Here is a 22152-nt window from a genome sequence, read left to right as displayed (position 1 = left end):
ACATCATAGCAATCTGGCAATCTAAGAGCCATCCACATTACAGATTATTTTTCAGCACATAAAAAAAGGAGATCAAATGATCTCCTTTTTTGTGGTTAAACCGTTAAATTAGATTACTCAGCAGTTTCTTTCGCTTGAGCTTCTTTAATTGACAGTCTGACACGACCTTGACGATCCACTTCCATTACTTTTACAGCAACTTCTTGGTTCATTTCTAAATGATCAGATACATTTGCGACGCGCTCATCACTGATTTGAGAGATGTGTACTAAACCATCTTTACCTGGAAGAATGTTTACAAATGCACCGAAATCAACAATACGGATTACTTTACCGTTGTAGATGCGACCCACTTCAACTTCAGCAGTGATTTCTTCGATACGACGGATAGCTTCTTTCGTTGCTTCGCCATTCGATGATGCTATTTTCACAGTACCATTGTCATCAAGCTCAATCGTAGTACCCGTTTCTTCGGTTAGCGCACGAATTACCGCGCCGCCTTTACCAATTACATCACGGATCTTCTCTGGGTTGATCTTGATAGTGGTGATACGAGGAGCATGGGCAGAGATATCATCACGAGGAGAACCAATGGCTTGGTCCATCACGTTTAGGATATGAACGCGTGCGCCATAAGCCTGTTGTAGTGCGATATCCATGATTTCTTTGGTGATACCTTCGATTTTGATATCCATCTGCAATGCAGTGATACCATCACGAGTACCGGCTACTTTAAAGTCCATGTCACCTAAGTGATCTTCATCACCTAAGATGTCAGAAAGTACAACGAAATCGTCGCCTTCTTTAACGAGACCCATTGCAATACCAGCAACAGAACTTTTGATTGGTACACCCGCATCCATTAATGCTAATGAAGTACCACATACTGAAGCCATTGAGCTTGAACCGTTAGATTCAGTGATTTCAGATACAACACGAATGCTGTATGGGAATTCTTCAGCAGAAGGCATCACTGCATTCATACCACGCCATGCTAACTTACCATGACCAATTTCACGACGCTTAGGTGAACCAACCATACCGGTTTCACCAACACAATACGGAGGGAAGTTATAGTGAAGCATAAAGCGATTAGTACGTTCGCCCATGATGCTATCAATCTTCTGAGCATCACGTTCAGTACCCAAAGTACAAGTGACTAGTGCTTGTGTTTCACCACGAGTAAACAATGAGCTACCGTGAGTACGTGGGAGTACACCCGCTAACACACTTAATGCGCGGATCATGTCTGGTTCGCGACCATCGATACGTGGCTTACCACTAATAATACGTCCGCGGACCACACTTTTCTCTAAGCTACCAAGTAGGGTGTCTACTTCACGACAATCTACATCTGGATTCTCTGCAACTAACGCCGCTTTCGCAGCCGCTTTAACAATACCGACTTGTATATAACGGTCTTGCTTGACTTCAATTTGGTAAGCGTCTGTCATGCCAGCTTCTGCAAGCTCTTTGATTTTAGCGACTAAATCTTGATCTTGAACGGGTGCAGTCCAATCCCATGTTGGCTTACCAGCTTCAGCTTTGAATTCACTGATAGCATCAACAACAACTTGCTGTTGATCATGACCGTAAGTTACCGCACCTAGCATGATTTCTTCTGCAAGCGCTTTTGCTTCAGATTCAACCATAAGTACCGCTGCTTTAGTACCGGAAACCACTAAGTTAAGCGAGCTTGTTGCAAGCAGGTCAACCGATGGGTTAAGTACATATTCGCCGTCGACATAACCAACACGCGCAGCACCTATTGGGCCGCTGAAAGGAATACCAGAAATAGCTAACGCGGCTGAGGTACCAATCATCGAAATAATATCTGGCTCGATTTGTGGATCAACCGATACCACAGTGATGATAACTTGAACTTCGTTTTTAAAACCGTTAGGAAATAAAGGACGAATAGGACGGTCAATGAGACGTGCAATCAGAGTTTCATCTTCTGAAGGACGACCTTCACGCTTAAAGAAACCGCCAGGAATTTTACCTGCAGCATAGGTTTTTTCTTGATAGTTAACCGTTAGCGGGAAAAAGCTACGGCTTAAGTCCGCAATTTTTTTACCAACGACAGTAACTAATACTGTGGTATCGCCCATGCTTGCTAAAACTGCAGCATCTGCTTGACGTGCCATAACACCTGTTTCTAAGGTGACGGTATGTTGACCATACTCAAAACTCTTTACAATTGGATTCACGTGACCCATTCCTTAATTTAATGACCTTTAATTACGCGCACAAGTATACTTCAATTAGGTTGAATAGTTAAATAGACGCGAGTTACAGAACGTAAAAATCGTTAAAATAATCATTTTCCTACGTGAGATCATTGAATTAAAAAATGATTTAGATGCTATAAAGCTAAGATTATCTCTACTAAGTGGCCTGATGTTCGATATTTGGTTGGATTATTGATGACAAGACAGATGAATTTGACTAAAGTCTTAGTTGATAATGTTAATTTTTGTATGGGGTTAAACTATTCATTAGCCACGATGCGATTGATTTTTTATTGAATATAAATCTTTTTTGATTTTAGCATTTTGAGCTACAAAATTAATTTAGAAATAGTCACTTATATGACATGGAATAATATATGACGGCCCGTTTTAAGTCTCTTACATGGAAACAAACTAATTTAGTGGTTTTTACTGCTTTGTTTTTTGCAATTGCCATCTTTATTGTCGAAATTGCATTAGTTGTCATTACGACTAAACAACAACTTACTGCTGAACAACAAGAACTGCTCAATTCTGTCGAACAAATTACCACCAATTCGGTATGGTCTTTAGATGATAAACTTGCCAGCCAAACACTTGAAGGCATTATCAAAGTAGATAATGTTGGTTCTGCGGTGATTGAACTTGATGATGGGTCATTATTTGTGTCGGAGGCAAATCAATACGCTGCGTTCCCAAATAGCTACATTTCGTTAAGTAATCGTCTATTTGGTGATCTAAAAGAGATCTCCCGTCCGCTATATCGACCATTCTATTTTGAAGACAATAAACAACAGCAGCTGATTGGCACGCTGACGATTTTTTACGACACACAAAAACTCACCGCTAAACTATTTAACCAGTTACAACTAGGGTTAATTGCAACTCTGGCTCGCGCATTACTGCTCACACTGGTATTAACCGTGGTGTTTCATCGTTTTCTCACTCAACCCATCGCTCGCATTAGTGAAGCCATCGATAAAATTGATCCTGACTATCCCGATGAAAACTTATTGCCCATGTCAAAAGCACATAAAGATGATGAATTAGGGCTAGTAACCAGTAAATTTAACCAAATTTTATTACAGTTCAGCCAAACTCAGAACAAGCTGCGCAAAATGGCTACGCGAGATCCACTCACAGGGTTACCAAACCGGACATTATTATTAGAAACATTGAATGTCACCATTCAGCGTTCACGCGTTCATAAACGCAATTTTGCGTTACTCTTTATTGACTTAGATCGATTTAAAAATGTAAATGATTCATTAGGCCATGCAATCGGTGATCAATTCCTAGCGCGTATTGCACGTATTTTAGAAAGAGTGGTTGGTGATAGAGGCAGCGTGGCTCGTTTAGGCGGTGATGAATTTGTGATTTTAGCAGATGAAATCCAAACCCCTTCACAAGCAGCTGATTTTGTTGATAAGTTACTTATTCAATTAAATACTCCAATTCAACTTAATGAACATGCAATTCATCCAGCGGCTTCTATCGGCATATCGATATATCCTGAAGATGGTACCACTGCAGAGGATTTAATTCGTCATGCCGATATAGCAATGTACAGCGCTAAAGCGGCTGGATCGAATCAGTGGTCCTTCTTTAAGCAACAAATGACCGATCGCGCTGCGGTGAGATTGCGCACAGAAGCGTCGTTACACGATGCATTAAAAAACAACGAATTCTTATTGTATTTTCAACCTAAATTTGATCTAAAAACCAATAAAGTAGTGGGATGTGAAGCCCTTATTCGCTGGCAAAAAGACGGTCGTTTAATCAGCCCGATGTCGTTTATCCCTGTTGCGGAAGAAACCGGTATTATCATCCCTATCGGACGATGGGTCATAGAGCAAAGCTGTAAAGTCATTAGAGATTGGCAACGTAAATTCAATTATGAAATCCCCATTGCAGTGAATGTGGCATCACAACAATTTGCAGATGCTAGTTTAGTGCCTGATATTAAGCAATTGGCAATACGTTATCAAATACGTCCAGAATTGCTTGAAATAGAAATTACAGAAACGTCACTCATGAATGATGTTGAGCAAGCTATTACCAAGTTAGAACAGCTGAAATCAGCTGGCTTTGGCATTGCGGTCGATGACTTTGGTACCGGATATTCTTCATTGTCATATTTGCGCCACTTACCGATTACCACAATGAAAATTGATCGTGCATTTGTGAGTGATCTTCCACAAGATAGCGCAATTGCGTCGACTATTTTAATGCTTGGCCGTCAACTTGATTTGACCATTGTTGCTGAAGGTATTGAAAATATCCAACAACTTGAATGGCTCAAAGACAATCAATGTGAAATTGGCCAAGGTTTTTACTTCAGCCAGCCGCTGCCATTAGCAGAGTTTGAAGAAAAATATATTGCCTGCAATACCGCAAAAATATTGCATGTTTAAACGCAATTTATCAGCCACAGTAATCTGATGTAATCACTGTTAATTGTCACGATACAGTTAACAGTGATTGGCCTTAAGACAGCTTCGAGATTGATCTCAATTTAAATCACTGCAGTTACACTGAATACGTCCCAACTATAGCTATTTTCATATCCATACTCTACAAACTCATTTTGGTATCTGCTCTCTCATGAGCTTGGGCAAGCTGTTTTTATATAATTATATTGTAATAAAACATCGAGATTAACAGCCGTTGCGATTAGGGTAACCTAGTCTGGAGGATCACCACGACACTAATAAGATAAGTATTTGAAGGCAAAATGTGAGTCGCAATACACTGGCCTAATATCCATTAATGTCATTTATTATTGATAATAGCTTAACTTACCTCCAACTTAGGTTAATCACAGAGTTATTAGCGGGAGGGATAAATAAATGTGTTACATAGGTTAAAGTCTGAATATTTCACCTGTCTCATATCAAAATGGTCATTTGTGTTGCGAACAAAGCGACTTCACGTGTTAATAGCTGGGTAATAGCTGGGTTAATCGCGGGTCTATTGCCATTCAATGCAACCTAGATAGCGGCACAAAGCACAGTTTGATTACCTTTTATTATCCTGTTCTAGAGGTTAACGTACAGTGCCTGACACTTTGCAGTCTAATACAAGGCAGCATTAAACCGAGTCAATACCCTGTAAAATCGGGTTCTACGCTGGTAATGCTTTACGAAATACATCTATAAGAAACAACCACAATTTGTACATCCAAACCTTAGTGATTACTGAGCAAGTGTTGGGCCCTATCTATGGGAACTGTATTAATACAGATTAGAAAAACCAAAGTATCGATAAGTGCAAAAACGACTGAAAAATGATTATTAGAGGGGTTTAACAAAGCGATAAGCTTTTTTTAACCCATAAAAAAGGAGGCCAAAGCCTCCTTTTTTACGGTTTAATCTACTTACAAACGTAAGCAGGACATCGAATTAACGACGTAAACCTAACTTCTTGATCATAGCAGTGTAACGAGCTACGTCAGTACGCTTTAAGTAAGCAGAAAGCTTACGGCGTGCATTAACCATGCGTAATAAACCACGACGAGAGTGGTGATCATGGATGTGCTCTTTAAAGTGACCTTGAAGGTGGTTAATTTGAGCAGTTAACAAAGCTACTTGAACTTCAGTTGAACCTGAATCGTTTTCGCCGCGACCAAAATCAGCTAAAATTTTTGCTTTTGCTTCAGCACTTAGTGACATGTGTATCTCCAAAAAAAGTAAATGTATCTCTAGCCGATCACTAACTCAGCCAGAGCGAGCGCAGTATTTTAACCAGATTGATGGTTAACCGCAATATAAATTCAATTATTTATCTGTAAAGCAGTCTTTAAAGCCAACTGACTACTCTGTTGGATCATTGTCGTGTATCACAATCAAGCGTTTTGGTGCTAATAAACCATCATCATTCATGGTACCAATACCAACAAACCGACGTTCATCGCCAATAGTGATACGAACCAATTCATTAGGTTTAAGACCCGCAGCTTGAATCGCTTGTCCTTGCATAACGTAATACAGCATCGCTTGTGGCAAATTAATTTCAGCGAAATTAGCCACTGCGGTATCCATTGGCAGTAATAACGGATCCATCAAGGTCTTAGGCGCAACATCTTGCCTATGAGCTTGCTCAAGTAACGCTTCTAATTGTGCTAAGGTAACCATTTTTTCATACGGGTATTCGGCAACTTGAGTACGACGCAACATAATAACATGTGCTCCACATCCAAGCATTTCACCTAAATCATCAATAATGGTCCGTATGTAAGTCCCTTTAGAACAATGAATATCTAGCGTTAATTCATCACCTTCAAGCTTAATAAAGTTTAGCTCAAATACGGTGATAGGCCGCGACTCACGTGGAATTTCAATTCCCTCACGGGCATATTTATACAAAGGTTGACCTTGGTATTTTAATGCCGAATACATTGACGGTATTTGTTGAGTCGTTCCTCGGAAAAACGCAAGCTTCTCATCAAGTAATTCTTGGGTAATGTTAATAGGGCGCGTTTGTACGACTTCCCCATCTGAGTCACTAGTATCAGTACGTTCACCCAATTTAGCCGTCACGAGATAGCGTTTATCCGCTTCTAATAAATGCTGAGAGAACTTCGTCGCTTCTCCAAGGCAAATAGGCAACATACCCGTTGCTAACGGGTCTAAAGCACCTGTATGGCCCGCTTTATTGGCATTAAAAAGACGCTTAACTCTTTGCAGGGCAAAGTTAGAACTCATGCCAGTATCTTTATCGAGTAATACGATTCCGTCGATGAAGCGACCTTTAGGGCGACGAGCCATTAATCTTGCTCCTTGTCACCGTCAACAGACTCGCTGTTCTCAGAGACTTCTGGAATAGAATGTTGCTGCGTTTCACCGTCAACCGACTCGCTGCTATCGTAGGCTTCTGGAGTAGACTGTTGCTGCTTGGCTTTATCTTTGTTGATCACTTGCGTCACTAGGTTAGACATACGCATGCCTTCAACCAGTGAGCTATCATAGATAAAACGTAATTCAGGCATGACGCGTAATTTCATGCGCCCAGCAACCAAAGTACGGACATAAGGTGCCGCAGCAGTAAGTGCATCAATTTTTTGTTGGACAAGTTCAGTGTCTTCTTCATAGAAGGTCACAAACACTTTTGCATAACTCAAATCACGAGAGACGTCGACGTCGTTTACTGTGACAAAACCAATGCGAGGATCTTTCATATCGCGTTGCAACACCATTGCAAGTTCTTGCTGGAGTTGTTGTGCAATACGGCGTGTACGACTAAATTCTTTTGCCATGATGATATGCCATATCGTTAGGTCTACAATCAAAAAGGGCGGCTAAAGCCGCCCTTCCATTGGTTCTTATAAGGTGCGAGCAATTTCGACTGTTTCAAAAACTTCAATTTGATCGCCCACTCGGACGTCGTTGTAGTTCTTGACACCGATACCACATTCCATGCCATTACGGACGTCTGGAGTATCGTCTTTAAAGCGGCGTAATGATTCAAGTTCACCTTCGAAGATAACCACGTTTTCACGTAGTACACGAATTGGTGCGCTACGTTTAACGATACCTTCAGTAACCATACAACCAGCGATAGCGCCAATTTTAGGAGACTTAAAGACTTCACGAACTTGAGCAAGGCCGATAATTTCTTGTCTGAACTCAGGTATTAACATACCTGTCATTGCAGCTCGAACTTCATCAATTAAGTTGTAGATGATGCTGTAATAACGTAAATCAACACTTTCTGATTCAATGGTCTTACGAGCCTGTGCATCTGCACGGACGTTGAAACCAACAAGAATCGCATTTGAAGCGGCTGCTAATGTTGCGTCGGTTTCAGTTAATGCACCGACACCTCGAGCAATAATGTTCACTTTAACTTCATCAGTAGACAGTTTAGCTAAAGATTCACAAATAGCTTCAAGAGAACCTTGAACATCCGCTTTAAGTACGATATTCAGTTCTTGTACTTCGCCTTCTTCCATGTTGGCAAACATGTTTTCTAGCTTAGACTTCTGCTGACGCGCTAACTTAATGTCACGGAATTTACCTTGACGATACAACGAAACTTCGCGAGCTTTACGTTCATCACGTACTACTGTCGCTTCATCACCCGCTGACGGCACACCAGAAAGACCTAAGATCTCTACTGGAATAGATGGACCCGCTTCAGTGATAGCATTACCATTTTCGTCTTTCATCGCACGGATTTTACCGTACTCTAAACCACATAAAACGATATCACCTTGGCGCAACGTACCTTCTTGAACCAAGATAGTTGCCACTGGGCCACGACCTTTATCAAGTTGCGATTCGATAACCACACCCGCCGCCATTCCATCACGGACCGATTTAAGTTCTAATACTTCAGATTGAAGTAAAATACCTTCTAACAATTCGTCAACGCCCATACCAGTTTTAGCTGATACATGAACGAACATGTTATCTCCGCCCCAATCGTCTGACATGATGCCATGTTGAGACAATTCACTCTTAACACGATCAGGATCAGCATCTGGCTTATCCATTTTGTTAACAGCAACGATTAACGGTACATTACCCGCTTTAGCATGTTGAATCGCTTCAATCGTTTGTGGCATTACGCCATCATCGGCAGCAACAACCAAAATAACAATATCGGTCGCCTTAGCACCACGAGCACGCATTGACGTAAACGCCGCGTGACCAGGAGTATCAAGGAAGGTGATCATGCCGTTTTCAGTTTGAACGTGGTATGCACCAATATGCTGGGTAATACCACCGGCTTCGCCAGCCGCCACTTTCGCACGACGGATATAATCCAGTAACGACGTTTTACCGTGGTCAACGTGACCCATGATAGTAACAACTGGCGCACGTGATTCTAGCTGGATATTGTCATCGCGATCTTGCATAACTTGATGTTCAAGTTCATTTTCACGAATAAGAACCACTTTATGACCTAATTCTTCTGCAATCATTTGTGCAGTTTCTTGGTCAAGTACTTGGTTAATCGTTACCATTGTACCCATTTTCATCATTTGCTTGATGATCACAGTGGCTTTAATTGCCATTAAGTGAGCTAATTCGGATACGGTTACGGTTTCACCAATACGCACGTCACGACTGACAGCTGCAGCGGGTTTATTAAAACCGTGTGCCATAGATTCTGGTGCAGTACTGCGATTACGCATGTGTTTTTCGCGTCCGCCACGAGCATCTTTTCCGCCACGTTTTTTATTGGCGCTTTTATTGCGAGCACGACGACCACGTTTTTCATCATCAGCATCTGAACTGTCTTCTGCTGCACGAGCAACTTGAGATGTTGTGATGTGATGATCACCGTTCTTTTCAGCATCTAAACGTTGACGTTCTTCTTCAGCCCAACGCTTTGAATTTACCTCAGCAAGTTGACGTGCTGTTTCAGCAGCTTTCGCGGCTTCATCTTTTTGCTTTTGAGTAAGCACAGCGTCTTGAGTCGCTTTTAAACGATCCGCTTCAACTTTTGCTGCTGCAGTTTCTGGGTCAGCAACTTTAGTTACTTTAGGTTCAGATTTTACTTTTTCTGATTTCAATTTGGCTTCTGCTTCCGCTTTTTTCTTCGCTTCTGCATTAGCTTTCGCTTCTGCCGCTACTTTTGCTTCAGCTTCGGCTTTTGCTTGGGCTTCAGCTTCTGCTTTGGCTTTTGCTTGAGCTTCTAATTCAGCTTGTTTTGCTAATTCTGCATCTTCACGTTTAACAAAAGTACGTTTCTTGCGCACTTCTACTTTCACGTCTTTTGACTGACCGCCAGTGCTTGCAACACTTAAGGTAGACAATGTTTTACGCTGCAATGTCATTTTAGTCGGAACTGAATCTGCACCATGCTGTTTTTTTAGATAATCAAGAAGCTTCTGCTTCTCGTTTTCTGAAACAGTATCGAGTTGTTTTTTGCTTATACCAGCTTGTGAGAATTGCTCGATTAATCGATCGACCGATTTTCCCACTTCCACTGCTAATTTTTCTACGCTTGTATCTGCCATCAATTAAATCCCCCTGTTGATCGACTTATGCTTCTTCGCCAAACCAACAGATATTGCGGGCAGCCATGATGAGCTCACCTGCTTTTTCTTCTGTTAATTCTTCAATATCAATTAAATCGTCAATACCTTGCTCGGCCAAGTTTTCTAAAGTCACTACACCTTTGCTCGCAAGAACGTAAGCTAAATGTCTTTCTAATCCTTCCAATGCTAGTAAGTCATCACTTGGCTCTGCACCATCTAACGCTTCTTCAGACGCTAATGCTCTTGTCGAGATTGCCGCCTTTGCACGTTCACGTAATGCTTCAACGATTCCTTCGTCGAAACCTTCTATTGCTAATAGTTCAGATTCTGGAACATAAGCAACTTCTTCTAACGAAGTGAATCCCTCATCAGCCAAAACGGCTGCAAAATCTTTATCTACATCCAGATAATCCACAAACAAGTCAATCACTTTCGCACTTTCGGCTTGGTGTTTTTTGTTCAGGTCTTCAACGGTCATTACGTTTAGTTCCCAACCAGTAAGTTGAGTCGCTAAACGTACGTTTTGACCATTACGGCCAATAGCCTGTGCCAAACTGTCAGCTTCTACAGCAATATCCATCGAATGGTTATCTTCATCCACAATGATAGATGCTACATCAGCTGGCGCCATGGCATTGATCACATATTGTGCCGGATTATCATCCCACATCACAATATCCACTCGCTCGCCGCCTAATTCGTTTGATACGGCTTGCACACGTGCACCACGCATACCAACACAAGCACCTATAGGGTCAATGCGACGGTCATTTGATTTAACCGCGATTTTAGCACGAGCACCTGGATCACGAGCAGCACCCATGACTTCGATCAACTCGTCATAAATCTCTGGCACTTCAACCCGAAATAGCTCAATTAACATTTCAGGCTTACTGCGCGTTAAAAACAACTGCGCGCCACGGGCCTCTGGACGTACTGAGTACAATAATGCACGTACACGGTCACCAGGACGGAAAGATTCACGGCTGATTAAATCTTCTTTAAATAACACACCATCGGCATTGTTACCTAAATCGACAACCACACTTTCTCGTGTACTTTTCTTCACCACGCCGGTAACAATTTCACCTTCACGCTCAATAAATTGTTCAACAATTTGTGCACGTTCAGCTTCACGTACTTTTTGCACGATAACTTGTTTAGCGGTTTGAGTGGCGATGCGGTCAAATGCAACTGAGTCAATTTGATCTTCGATAAACTCACCCACTTGAATCTCTGGTTCTTCATAACGAGCGGCTTCAAACGTAATTTCGCTGTATGGATTTTCCAGAACTTGACCTTGATCATCAACAACCAACCAACGACGGAAGGTGTCGTAATGGCCTGTTTTACGATCAATGGCTACACGAACTTCAATATCGCCTTCGTATTTTTTCTTTGTTGCGGTAGCCAGTGCAATTTCTAGCGCTTCGAAAATTTTCTCGCGCGGAAGGCCTTTCTCATTGGAAACCGCTTCTGCGACTAGCAGGATCTCTTTATTCATTTGGTCTTGCCTCGTTCTTCACCTGAAACTATCAAAACTTAGCGATAATGCTGCCTTTACGGATATTATCCAAAGCAACAATCAAGTCTTTACCATCAACGGTGATGGTGAGCATTTGCCCATCAACGCTATTGATGACGCCTTTTAAATTACGACTACCGGCAACAGGCATAGTCAATTGTACTTTTGCATCTTCACCTACATAGGCCGCATATTGCTCAGCGGTAAATAAGGGTCTATCTACGCCAGGTGAAGAGACTTCTAATGTATATTCTGTAGAAATAGGGTCTTCAACATCCATAACTGCGCTAACTTGACGACTGGCTTCTGCACAATCTTCAATATTGATGCCATTCTCGTGCTCAATAAAAACACGTAATATTGAATGACGACCAGCTTGAATATACTCAATGCCCCATAGTTTAAAGCCTAACGCTTCAACAGGTACTGTTAACATTTCAACTAGCTTGGATTCTATTGTTGCCAAAAATGACCCCCAAAAAAACAGAAAAAGGGCTAGTAGCCCCCATTGCAATCCGTATAAAACACGGACATTTAAAAGTCTATATAACAAAAAACCCCGTAATCACGAGGTCATTTTATTATAAAACCTGTAAATTGTAATTTATCTTCTCAAGAAGTTAAATCACAAGGAGCTGGTTGCGGGGGCCGGATTTGAACCGACGACCTTCGGGTTATGAGCCCGACGAGCTACCAACTGCTCCACCCCGCGTCAACTCATGCAAGTATATTGATTTACTCTATATCTTGCAATAACTAATCAAACGCTATCCATGATTTGTTAGTTTAAATTTGGTGCCGAGAGCGGGACTTGAACCCGCACGTCCGTTAAGACACAGCCACCTCAAGGCTGCGCGTCTACCAATTCCACCACCTCGGCGACACCTGGTATACTAGTCAGGAATTTTCGTTTCTGACTGTTCGGTTTGCACAGGCGCATCATCAATGATTTGCTCTGCTGCTGGACCTAAATCTTGCCACTGATCATTTTCTTGAGTGTGATTAGCACTTAAATTACCAATCACTAAACTCAATGCAAAGAAACCAATGGCTAATACTGCAGTACTGCGAGTCAGGAAGTTACCTGAGCCACTTGAGCCAAATAATGTGCCTGAAGCACCGGCTCCGAAAGATGCACCCATATCGGCACCCTTTCCTTGTTGGATTAAAATTAAGCCGATAAGACCTAACGCTACCACCAAGTATACAACTATAAGAACTTCGTACATATAATTATGCGCTCATCGCTATGGTACATAAACTTAAAAACTCACTTGAGTTCAAACTTGCACCGCCAATCAGACCACCATCAACATCAGGCTGGGCAAATATATCTGCCGCATTGCTTGGGGTGACACTACCACCGTAAAGAATCCTGATATTCTCTCCTATAAAAGGAGACACTTCAGAGAGGCGACTGCGAATAAACGCATGTACTTCTTGTGCCTGCTCTGGTGTAGCGCTCTTACCTGTCCCTACTGCCCATAAAGGTTCGTAGGCGATAATTGCGTTATCAAAAGCCATGGTACCGTTTTTTTCAATTACTATATCAAGCTCTTCGGCAATCACCTCAAAGGTACGTCTTGCTTCACGAGCCGGTCCTGATTCACCTACACATAAAATCGGTGTCAGACCATTTTTTTGTGCTGCGGCAAATTTCTCTGCCACTATATTACTCGTCTCTCCGTACATACGGCGACGTTCGGAATGGCCGATAATGACATATCGACATCCAGAATCTTTTAGCATCTGCCCGGATATTTCGCCGGTGTAAGCACCAAAATCATGATGACTAAGATTTTGTGCGCCCATTCTAACAAGCGCTCCGTCTAAGGTTTGCTTATTGGCTTCAAGCAGCTGCCGAACACTTTCAAGATAAATTGAAGGCGGGCATAAAACCACTTCAGCTGAATCATTTTGGAGCTTGGTAGCAAACTTCTTAAATAGCTCTTGGGCCAAGGCCGAATTACCATTCATTTTCCAGTTACCAGCGACCATAGGACGTCTGAGTGCCATTCACTGTCTCCTCTGAAAGCGGCGTGAATAATAGCGAACCACTTATCAAGTTACAAGAGCTAAAAGGGGAATATTTCACATAAGCTGTCGAAGCGGCTACTTTTTGAGCGAGCAACAACAAATTGAATATTCAAATAATTAACATGCTGCCTTTACCGCGTCAGCAATACGGTTTGCATGTGCAAGCACTTGCGGATGGTCATCCCCCTCAACCATAACCCTGATTAACGGTTCTGTTCCCGACTTTCGCAATAATACTCGCCCACGAATACCTAATTGTTGCTCAACATCAGCTTGCGCTGATCTCACAGCATCAGTATCCAGCGGGTTTGAGTTTCCTTCAAAACGGACATTTACCAATACCTGCGGCAACATCTTTATTGATTCAGTCAATTGTTCAAGTGATGCTTTTTGACGTCGCATTGCAGCTAACACTAGAATACCTGCAACAATGCCATCACCGGTGGTGCCATGATCGAGATTAAGAATATGGCCAGAGTTTTCACCTCCGATACGCCACTGTTTCTCTTTGAGTATTTCCATGACATAGCGGTCACCGACCTTTGAGCGAACAAAAGGAATATCAAGCGCTTGTAATGCTAAATCTAACCCTAGGTTAGACATTAACGTGCCCACTACACCGCCTTTTAAAATACCACGTTTTTGAGCATCTACCGCTAAAATATATAAGATTTGATCACCATCAATCACGTCACCGCGGCTATTTACCATCATAATGCGATCGCCATCACCATCTAATGCGATACCTAAATCCGCTTTTTCGGCTAATACCGTTTCACAAATTTTAGCCATAGAGGTTGCGCCGACTTTGTCATTGATGTTTATGCCGTTTGGCTTATCGCCAATAGTAATCACATCAGCACCCAATTCACGAAATACATTAGGAGCTATGTGGTAGGTTGCACCATGTGCACAATCAACAACAATTTTCAAACCTTCAAGTGTTTGATCCGCTGGAAAATTCCCTTTGCAATATTCAATATAACGCCCTGCAGCATCTTCAACTCTTCGAGCCTTGCCTAATAAATGAGATTCAACACACACTAACGGCTTTTCAAGTTCAGCCTCTATTTCTAGCTCAATGGCATCATCTAGTTTACTGCCATTGTTTGAGAAAAACTTGATACCGTTATCATAATATGGATTATGTGACGCACTGATCACCACGCCAGCTTCCGCGCGAAATGTGCGAGTTAAATAAGCAACCGCGGGGGTAGGCATTGGACCAAGTAACAAAACGTTGAGTCCCGCAGCTGACAATCCAGCCTCTAAAGCCGATTCAAACAAGTAGCCGGAAATGCGGGTGTCTTTACCAATAATCACTTTTTGGGTGCCATTGCGAGACAATACCCGCCCTGCAGCCCAACCGAGCTTCAATGCCAGCTCAGGGGTCATTTTACCCGCCCCTACTCTGCCGCGAATACCATCGGTTCCAAAAAACTTTCTTTGCTTCACAGGTCCCCACTTAAGTGATTTGACTCTACTTAACCTTATCTCACGTTAAGAGATAGGGTAAGTAAGTTTCAATAAGACTATTCACCAATTTAATATCAAACTTGCCATTTTTTGCTCACAAGACACATTGACTTGCAATAGCTAGCCTATTGCCAGTCAATGCAACACAGATAGCAGAACAAACAGCGGTTTGATAACCATTGATTATCCCATTCTGTGGTTACTTATAACGTTATCATGCCGATGTCGCTATATATTGGCCATTGTTTCTGACATCACCTTAAGTACATCGGCAGTTTCTGGAACATCATGGACTCGTATAATATGCGCACCTTGTTGAGCAGCAATTAATGCCCCAGCAAGACTACCAGCAAGGCGTTGATCGATATCGCGCGCTAACAGGTCACCAATCATGCTTTTTCGCGACAGACCAACCAATAAAGGTAAGTGAAACTCATGTAATCTTGGTAATGTCGCTAATAGGCGGTAATTATGCGCTAAAGTTTTGCCAAAGCCAAAACCTGGATCGAGAATTAAGCGTTCTCGCTCAATTCCGGCGGCTTCGCAGTAAGCAATACGCAATTCGAAAAAAGCAACCACCTCATCAATCACATCCTGATACTCAGGTTCATCTTGCATGGTTTGCGGCTCGCCTTGCATGTGCATCAAGCAAATAGGCACATCTAACGTAGCGGCCATGGCTAATGCACCAGGCATTTGTAATGCGCGCACATCATTGATCATATTGGCACCGGCATCCACAGCCTGCTCCATCACTTCAGGTTTGCTAGTATCGATTGAAATCCATACATTGTGTGTTTTAGCCGTGTATTCGATGATAGGAATAACACGAGCGATCTCTTGCTCAAGAGTGACTTCAGCAGCACCAGGTCGAGTTGACTCTCCACCCACGTCAATAATTAATGCACCTTGTTCCACCATATCGTCGACATGGCGACAGGCTTGTTCAAATCCGATATATTCGCCGCCATCAGAAAAAGAATCAGGGGTCAAGTTTACAATGCCCATCACTACAGGTGCTGATAAGTCGAGGGTTTTATTGGCATGAGTTAATTGAAACACAGGTATTGTCCTACATAAGGTTAAAAAAAAAAAACCCCTTGCGGGGTTTTCTTTATTCACTAAATTATTTATTTAGCTGGTGATTCATCCGTTTCACTCGTGTCGGTTTTAGCGTCACTAGTATCGGCTTTAACCTCATCGACAGGTGTTTCAACTTCAGATTTAGGCGTGCTATTGCCATTATCTTTATCGTCAGATGATTCATCTTTTTGCCATTCAGCAGGCATACGCACTTCACGTCGCTTCATCAAATCATCAATTTGCAACGAATCAATCGTTTCATATTTCATCAGCGCATCTTTCATCGCATGTAAAATATCCAAATTGTCGTTTAGTAACGTTTGTGCCCGTTGATAGTTTTTATCAATAAACACTTTAGTTTCTGAATCAATTAGTGTCGCAGTCTCACCCGACATAGCCTTAGATTTACCCATACTGCGGCCTAAGAAAACTTCGTTTTCTTCTTCTGCATAGAGTAAAGGACCCAGTTTATCGGAGAAGCCCCATTGGGTAACCATGTTACGGGCAATCGACGTCGCGTATTTGATATCTTGCGACGCTCCAGTAGACACTTTTTCAGTGCCGTAAATAATCTCTTCAGCTAAACGTCCACCATAGGCAACTGAAATCTGTGATTCAAGTTTGCGACGGCTTTGGCTCACAGCATCGGCTTCCGGTAGGAAGAAAGTTACCCCTAATGCACGTCCACGCGGAATAATAGTCACTTTATGCACAGGATCATGCTCTGGTACTAAGCAGCCTACAATCGCATGTCCAGCTTCATGATAAGCAGTCATCTCTTTGTCCGCTTCAGACATCACCATAGAACGGCGCTCAGCACCCATCATGATTTTATCTTTAGCACGCTCGAACTCTTCCATACCAACAACACGACGATTACCACGAGCAGCAAACAACGCAGCTTCGTTAACAAGGTTGGCTAAGTCTGCACCAGAGAATCCTGGCGTACCACGAGCAATAACACTTGCTTTAACATCGTCTGACAAAGGCACTTTACGCATATGCACTTTAAGGATTTGTTCACGACCACGCACATCAGGCAAGCCGACAACCACTTGACGGTCAAATCGACCTGGGCGAAGCAATGCAGCATCAAGAACATCAGGGCGGTTAGTTGCCGCGATAACGATAACACCTTCATTACCTTCGAAACCATCCATCTCAACCAGCAGTTGGTTTAACGTCTGCTCACGCTCATCGTGACCACCACCAACACCAGCACCACGTTGGCGACCTACAGCATCGATTTCATCGATAAAAATGATACAAGGCGAAGATTTTTTAGCTTGTTCGAACATGTCACGCACACGGGATGCGCCAACACCAACAAACATTTCCACAAAATCAGAACCTGATATGGTAAAGAATGGCACCTTAGATTCACCGGCAATCGCCTTAGCTAGCAAGGTTTTACCCGTACCTGGTTGCCCTACCATCAACACGCCAGTAGGAATCCGACCGCCTAGCTTTTGGAACTTGGTTGGGTCACGTAAATAATCAACCAGTTCTTTTACTTCTTCTTTTGCTTCATCACAGCCAGCAACATCAGCAAAGGTGGTTTTAATTTGGTCTTCGCTCATCAGTTTGGCTTTACTTTTGCCAAACGACATTGCGCCTTTTCCACCACCGCCTTGCATTTGACGCATGAAGAATATCCAAACCCCAATCAACAGTAACATCGGGAACCATGAAATAAAGATTTGGGTTAAAAAACCTGACTCTTCAGCCTCTTGGCCTTTCATGGTGATACCTTTGCGATCAAGATCATTAATTAAATCTTGGTCAACAATAGGCATAATAGTGGTGAACTTTTCGCCGGTACGTTTAGTCCCTTCAATTGTTCGTTGGTCGCTTTTTATTTCGACCGTGTTAATTTGACCATTTCGAACATTGTCCAAAAAGGCGGAATAATCCATCTTCTGCGTATTCGAAGAAGAGGGGGAATAACCCTGAAACACTGACATCAGTACAACAGCGATGACAACCCAGAGAATTAAATTTTTTGCCATGTCACTCAATTTACTAGACCTCTTAACAGTCCTGCGATTATTAACGTTAGACTACTACAACTTGTAACCAGTCGCCACTAAGTAGACTTCTCGAGAGCGTGCTCTAGAGGAGTCTGGTTTACGGGTTTTTACTACTTTGAATGCCTGTTTAACTGTTTTTATGTAGTCGTCAAAGCCCTCCCCCTGAAAGACTTTAACAGCAAAACAGCCGTTGGGCGTCAACACTTGATGACACATATCTAACGCTAATTCAACTAAATACATACCTTTAGGTTGATCAACAGCATCCGAACCACTCATGTTCGGGGCCATATCTGATAGTACCACATCCACTTTATCTTGACCTACACGCTCAAGCAATGCTTCGAGTACTTTGTTTTCTCTAAAATCACCTTGAAGGAAATCAACACCAACAATCGGATCCATTGGTAAAATATCACAAGCAATGACTTTACCTTTGTCGCCAGCAAGTTTAACGGCCACTTGCGACCAGCCACCCGGTGCTGCACCTAAATCAACAACTGTCATCCCCTGTTTTATCAAGTGATCTTTTTGTTGGATCTCTTCTAACTTAAATGCTGCTCGTGAACGTAAACCGCGTTTCTGGGCTAATTTCACATAGTGATCATCAAAGTGTTCTTGCATCCAGCGACTTGAGCTCGCCGTACGTTTTTTTGTTGTCATTAAAATTCCGCAACGATTCAGAGTTACATAAGGTGTATATAAGGGTAGAATACCCGTTTTTCAACAGTAACTCAGCAAAAGTTGGTACAAATGAACTTAACAACCAAACAAAAACAGCATTTAAAAGGTCTGGCGCACAGTTTAAAACCAGTGGTGCTGCTTGGTGGCAATGGACTAACTGAAGGTGTTCTGGCTGAAATTGATAGCGCGCTTACACATCATGAATTGATTAAAGTAAAAGTAGCCTCTGCCGACAGAGAGCTCAAAAATGCCATCGTTGACGCCATTGTACGTGAAACCCAGTCTGCGAAAGTGCAACTTATCGGTCATGTCTTAGTCATTTTCCGTCAGTCTGCCGAAATGAAGATTGCTTTGCCTAAAGCCAAATAATCTCGCATTCTTTTATAAAAAGCCGCTGAATTCAGCGGCTTTTTTATTAGAGATGAATTATCATTAATCAAGGATGGTTGGGTAAAGGAACGACTTAATAATGTTGTGCCTTTAATCCTAAAAATTCAGGCAAGGTAGCATCAATTGAAAAAAATGACCAAGTACCTGTAACGATCCCAATAAATAATGCGATTAAATTCCCTCCAATAGTGCTCCACCCATTATCCGTAATCCATAATCCATAATCAATAATGCGTATACAGTTTATAATGTAGTCTCTGATGTCACCATTGAGCTCAAAAAAGTCGACTTAATAGCGCCATTATTAATGTCCGGCACATCCCACAAAGGCTTTGTAATAAGTTGTTTACCCATCTTATTTTCGATAATAGAGTCATTAAACGAGTAAGCTAAAATAGCCGCCAGTACGGTTAAATTTGATTCCATTTGGCTTACCGCAAAAAACCAACACAAACACCACATCATATACCAGAGCCAATAACGCACCAGAAGCTGTACGCCACTCAAAGCGAAAACTTGAATATTCCATAATACACGGCATAGCCATTAGACAACACAAGCCACCTTTGACGACCAATTATTGATCGACTTAAGACCCCCCCGTTGCTGCATAATACGTTAATACATTATTTAATACGGCTAATACCATTTTGAGATCAAAACGTTTATTTTTAATAAGAATATCGGCACCATTTATTGCCACAAACAAATTATCTTGTTGCTGTTCGATGCGTAACCTGTTGATCCCCGCTTAATATAGCAGATGATGGAATTGCTCTACTGTCAGTGATTGGGCCGGGTTAATTGTGAGTTTACCGCGACTCTTCACCATACCAAGACGCTAATGCACTCATAAACAAGATGATTAATATGCTAATTAATAACCAGTATTTCCACTGAGAATAATGATTTAATTAATGCGTTTTCGATTTGGATTTCATAATATTTGATCTCACTAAATCGAGGTGAGTTAAGCCTGGATAAAAAATGTATAGCCAGTAATGAGCGGTTTTAACCAACTCATCTATCTACAGTAAAGCTCATTAGTAAAGCTAATGACGTTTTCAATCAATGCAGAAAATCGTTAGCTGATGTGAGCGTGAACGAAAAGTAAATTAGATCTTTCTAGGCGGAAAGTCTTGAAGGGGCGACGTCGTTGACAAAATCCAGTCCAATTGTGGATTGACGTTAATTGGATACCCTATGGTTAAACTCGCTATTGGCGGCGAAAAAACTCATAGCCCAATACATCATTAGGACTTGTTTCATTTAATTGACGTTGAGCAATACTGATATAACGTGCCGAATAAGTGGCCACATAATAAATATCATTTGGATTAGATTGCTCAAAAATAGAGCCTGTTGATAATAGTTCCTAACTAGCTCAATAATGCACTGTTAACCTCTATGAGCGTGTCACTTAAGGCTGTTGGTTTATGTCAACGCACATCACTATCAATTGAACTATCAATTGAACCATCGACTAACTGAACTGAAGACAGCATTATATCAAGAGAGGTTAAACTTATTGGCTGTTGACAAATACGATCATCTGTCACCGTATCCACATCATATGGGTAAGAGTATCCAGGAGACGTAGCAAATGGCACCGACGCTAACACCAACACGTGGCTATTGATGAGAAAGATTGAACACAACCCCACAATTACCAGCATGAGTAGTATACGAGCCCATGGAAACGTCATAATGACCTTATTTTATCAAACGACATAGTTGCTAGTATTTGAAATCAAAATGTCGAAATATAATTTAAATAGAAGATAGAAGATAGAACATAATTTCAAAGCAATGTTTCAACGGGATCTGTCAACGGAATGTTTCAAAAAATGTTGTATTTTGCCCGACAAAATGTAACAGCAATGTAAATCCAGGCGATAATATCTGTTGCACCTTTAATGTGCAAATGAATTTTTTTACATTTATTTTGGTCTATATGGAATGCACTCTGTTTGTAATAGATATAAAAAAGCACTAAATAGTATTCTATTTAGTGCTAGGTCAGGCTAGTGATCATTTATATCGATAATGGATTTAGCATAAAATAAAATAAATACTTAACCGGCTTTTTTAATTTAACAATTAAAACATATTGTTAGAAAATATTTACCCTAGCTGACTCACATCGCTTAAATATATTTAACCGCAACGATCTCATAATCAGTCAAGCCACCGGGTGTGGTAATCGATACTTCATCGCCTTCACTTTTACCAATTAATCCACGTGCAATCGGTGAATTAACAGAAATTAAATTTTGTTTAATTTCTGCCTCGTCATCACCCACAATACGATAGGTCACTTCGGCATCCGTATCCAAGTTCAAAATAGTCACTGTAGTACCAAAAATGATCCGGCCGGTATTGTCTAATGTGGTGACATCAATAATTTGAGCATTAGATAATTTACCTTCAATGTCACGAATACGCGCTTCACAAATCCCCTGATCTTCACGGGCAGCATGGTATTCTGCATTTTCTTTTAAATCACCTAATTCACGCGCAGAAGCAATCGCTTCGGTAATTTTTGGACGGCGATCGAACTTTAATATTACCAGTTCTTTACGTAGTTGATCTGCGCCAATTACAGTCATTGGGACCTTACTCATAATGTCTTTGTCTCCTTTAAAAACAAAAGCATCCCGTGCTGACAAAATCAACACAGTCAAAATTCAGTTGGAAGTACGCATTCTA

At 41.7% G+C, this 22152-nt stretch carries 18 protein-coding genes, 2 tRNA genes and 1 pseudogene; 2 read left to right on the top strand and 19 right to left on the bottom strand.

Features of this window, described 5'->3' with window-relative positions; translation table 11 throughout:
* Window positions 1–113 precede the first annotated feature (113 nt).
* Entirely contained in the window at window positions 114–2210 is a 2097-nt protein-coding gene (gene pnp / locus AAEZ02_RS08725) for a polyribonucleotide nucleotidyltransferase (RefSeq protein WP_101032511.1), read from the bottom strand.
* Between the two features lie 398 nt (window positions 2211–2608).
* On the opposite strand from pnp, the gene AAEZ02_RS08720 reads away from it, so the two are divergent.
* Window positions 2609–4645 carry a putative bifunctional diguanylate cyclase/phosphodiesterase gene (locus AAEZ02_RS08720; protein ID WP_101032512.1) on the top strand — a complete coding sequence of 679 codons (2037 nt, stop codon included), beginning with the start codon at window positions 2609–2611 and terminating at the stop codon, window positions 4643–4645.
* A gap of 987 nt (window positions 4646–5632) precedes the next feature.
* Here AAEZ02_RS08720 and rpsO read toward each other — a convergent pair.
* The 14 genes from rpsO to rlmE form a co-directional block, all read right to left on the bottom strand.
* Window positions 5633–5902, bottom strand: coding sequence for a 30S ribosomal protein S15 (gene rpsO, locus AAEZ02_RS08715; RefSeq protein ID WP_101032513.1), 270 nt, complete (start codon window positions 5900–5902; stop codon window positions 5633–5635).
* Window positions 5903–6043: 141 nt separating this feature from the next.
* Complete coding sequence (gene truB / locus AAEZ02_RS08710) at window positions 6044–6997, bottom strand: tRNA pseudouridine(55) synthase TruB (RefSeq protein WP_101032514.1); 954 nt, start codon at window positions 6995–6997, stop codon at window positions 6044–6046.
* Entirely contained in the window at window positions 6997–7485 is a 489-nt protein-coding gene (rbfA, locus tag AAEZ02_RS08705) for a 30S ribosome-binding factor RbfA (protein ID WP_232772070.1), read from the bottom strand. Before rbfA ends, truB begins: the two co-directional genes overlap by 1 nt.
* A gap of 66 nt (window positions 7486–7551) precedes the next feature.
* The gene (gene infB, locus AAEZ02_RS08700; protein WP_101032515.1) at window positions 7552–10197 is read right to left on the bottom strand and encodes a translation initiation factor IF-2; all 2646 of its coding nucleotides are present in this window, start codon (window positions 10195–10197) and stop codon (window positions 7552–7554) included.
* Between the two features lie 25 nt (window positions 10198–10222).
* Window positions 10223–11722, bottom strand: a complete 1500-nt coding sequence (gene nusA, locus AAEZ02_RS08695) for a transcription termination factor NusA (protein ID WP_101032516.1) — start codon at window positions 11720–11722, stop codon at window positions 10223–10225.
* Between the two features lie 31 nt (window positions 11723–11753).
* A complete protein-coding gene (gene rimP / locus AAEZ02_RS08690; protein ID WP_101032517.1) occupies window positions 11754–12209 on the bottom strand; it encodes a ribosome maturation factor RimP in 456 nt (151 codons plus the stop codon).
* Window positions 12210–12379: 170 nt separating this feature from the next.
* Window positions 12380–12455 (bottom strand) — tRNA-Met (locus tag AAEZ02_RS08685).
* Window positions 12456–12536: 81 nt separating this feature from the next.
* Window positions 12537–12623: transfer RNA gene (locus AAEZ02_RS08680), tRNA-Leu, on the bottom strand.
* Window positions 12624–12636: 13 nt separating this feature from the next.
* Complete coding sequence (secG, locus tag AAEZ02_RS08675) at window positions 12637–12972, bottom strand: preprotein translocase subunit SecG (protein ID WP_101032518.1); 336 nt, start codon at window positions 12970–12972, stop codon at window positions 12637–12639.
* Between the two features lie 4 nt (window positions 12973–12976).
* Complete coding sequence (gene tpiA / locus AAEZ02_RS08670) at window positions 12977–13759, bottom strand: triose-phosphate isomerase (RefSeq protein ID WP_101032519.1); 783 nt, start codon at window positions 13757–13759, stop codon at window positions 12977–12979.
* Window positions 13760–13897: 138 nt separating this feature from the next.
* Entirely contained in the window at window positions 13898–15235 is a 1338-nt protein-coding gene (glmM, locus tag AAEZ02_RS08665; protein ID WP_124012078.1) for a phosphoglucosamine mutase, read from the bottom strand.
* 249 nt (window positions 15236–15484) lie between these two features.
* Window positions 15485–16264, bottom strand: a complete 780-nt coding sequence (folP, locus tag AAEZ02_RS08660) for a dihydropteroate synthase (protein ID WP_502959555.1) — start codon at window positions 16262–16264, stop codon at window positions 15485–15487.
* 122 nt (window positions 16265–16386) lie between these two features.
* The gene (gene ftsH, locus AAEZ02_RS08655; RefSeq protein WP_101032522.1) at window positions 16387–18357 is read right to left on the bottom strand and encodes an ATP-dependent zinc metalloprotease FtsH; all 1971 of its coding nucleotides are present in this window, start codon (window positions 18355–18357) and stop codon (window positions 16387–16389) included.
* Window positions 18358–18402: 45 nt separating this feature from the next.
* Complete coding sequence (rlmE, locus tag AAEZ02_RS08650) at window positions 18403–19032, bottom strand: 23S rRNA (uridine(2552)-2'-O)-methyltransferase RlmE (protein ID WP_101032523.1); 630 nt, start codon at window positions 19030–19032, stop codon at window positions 18403–18405.
* Window positions 19033–19122: 90 nt separating this feature from the next.
* Here rlmE and yhbY point away from each other — a divergent pair, with 90 nt between their 5' ends.
* Window positions 19123–19422: a ribosome assembly RNA-binding protein YhbY gene (gene yhbY, locus AAEZ02_RS08645; protein ID WP_101032524.1), complete on the top strand. Its 300-nt coding sequence runs from the start codon at window positions 19123–19125 to the stop codon at window positions 19420–19422.
* Between the two features lie 94 nt (window positions 19423–19516).
* On the opposite strand, the pseudogene AAEZ02_RS08640 reads toward yhbY, so the two are convergent.
* The 4 genes and pseudogenes from AAEZ02_RS08640 to greA form a co-directional block, all read right to left on the bottom strand.
* A pseudogene (locus AAEZ02_RS08640) lies at window positions 19517–20020 on the bottom strand (protein translocase subunit SecF); the annotation flags it as partial.
* Between the two features lie 235 nt (window positions 20021–20255).
* A complete protein-coding gene (locus tag AAEZ02_RS08635) occupies window positions 20256–20315 on the bottom strand; it encodes a hypothetical protein (RefSeq protein ID WP_351122779.1) in 60 nt (19 codons plus the stop codon).
* A 567-nt stretch (window positions 20316–20882) separates the two neighbouring features.
* Complete coding sequence (locus AAEZ02_RS08630; protein ID WP_351077015.1) at window positions 20883–21149, bottom strand: hypothetical protein; 267 nt, start codon at window positions 21147–21149, stop codon at window positions 20883–20885.
* Between the two features lie 441 nt (window positions 21150–21590).
* Window positions 21591–22067, bottom strand: coding sequence for a transcription elongation factor GreA (gene greA, locus AAEZ02_RS08625; protein WP_101032525.1), 477 nt, complete (start codon window positions 22065–22067; stop codon window positions 21591–21593).
* Window positions 22068–22152 lie beyond the last annotated feature (85 nt).

It is taken from the genome of Shewanella sp. T24-MNA-CIBAN-0130 (assembly GCF_040310185.1).
Classification (GTDB): domain Bacteria; phylum Pseudomonadota; class Gammaproteobacteria; order Enterobacterales; family Shewanellaceae; genus Shewanella; species Shewanella psychromarinicola.
Note: the sequence above shows the minus strand (reverse complement) of the source record. Positions and strands in the feature narration are given on the sequence as shown.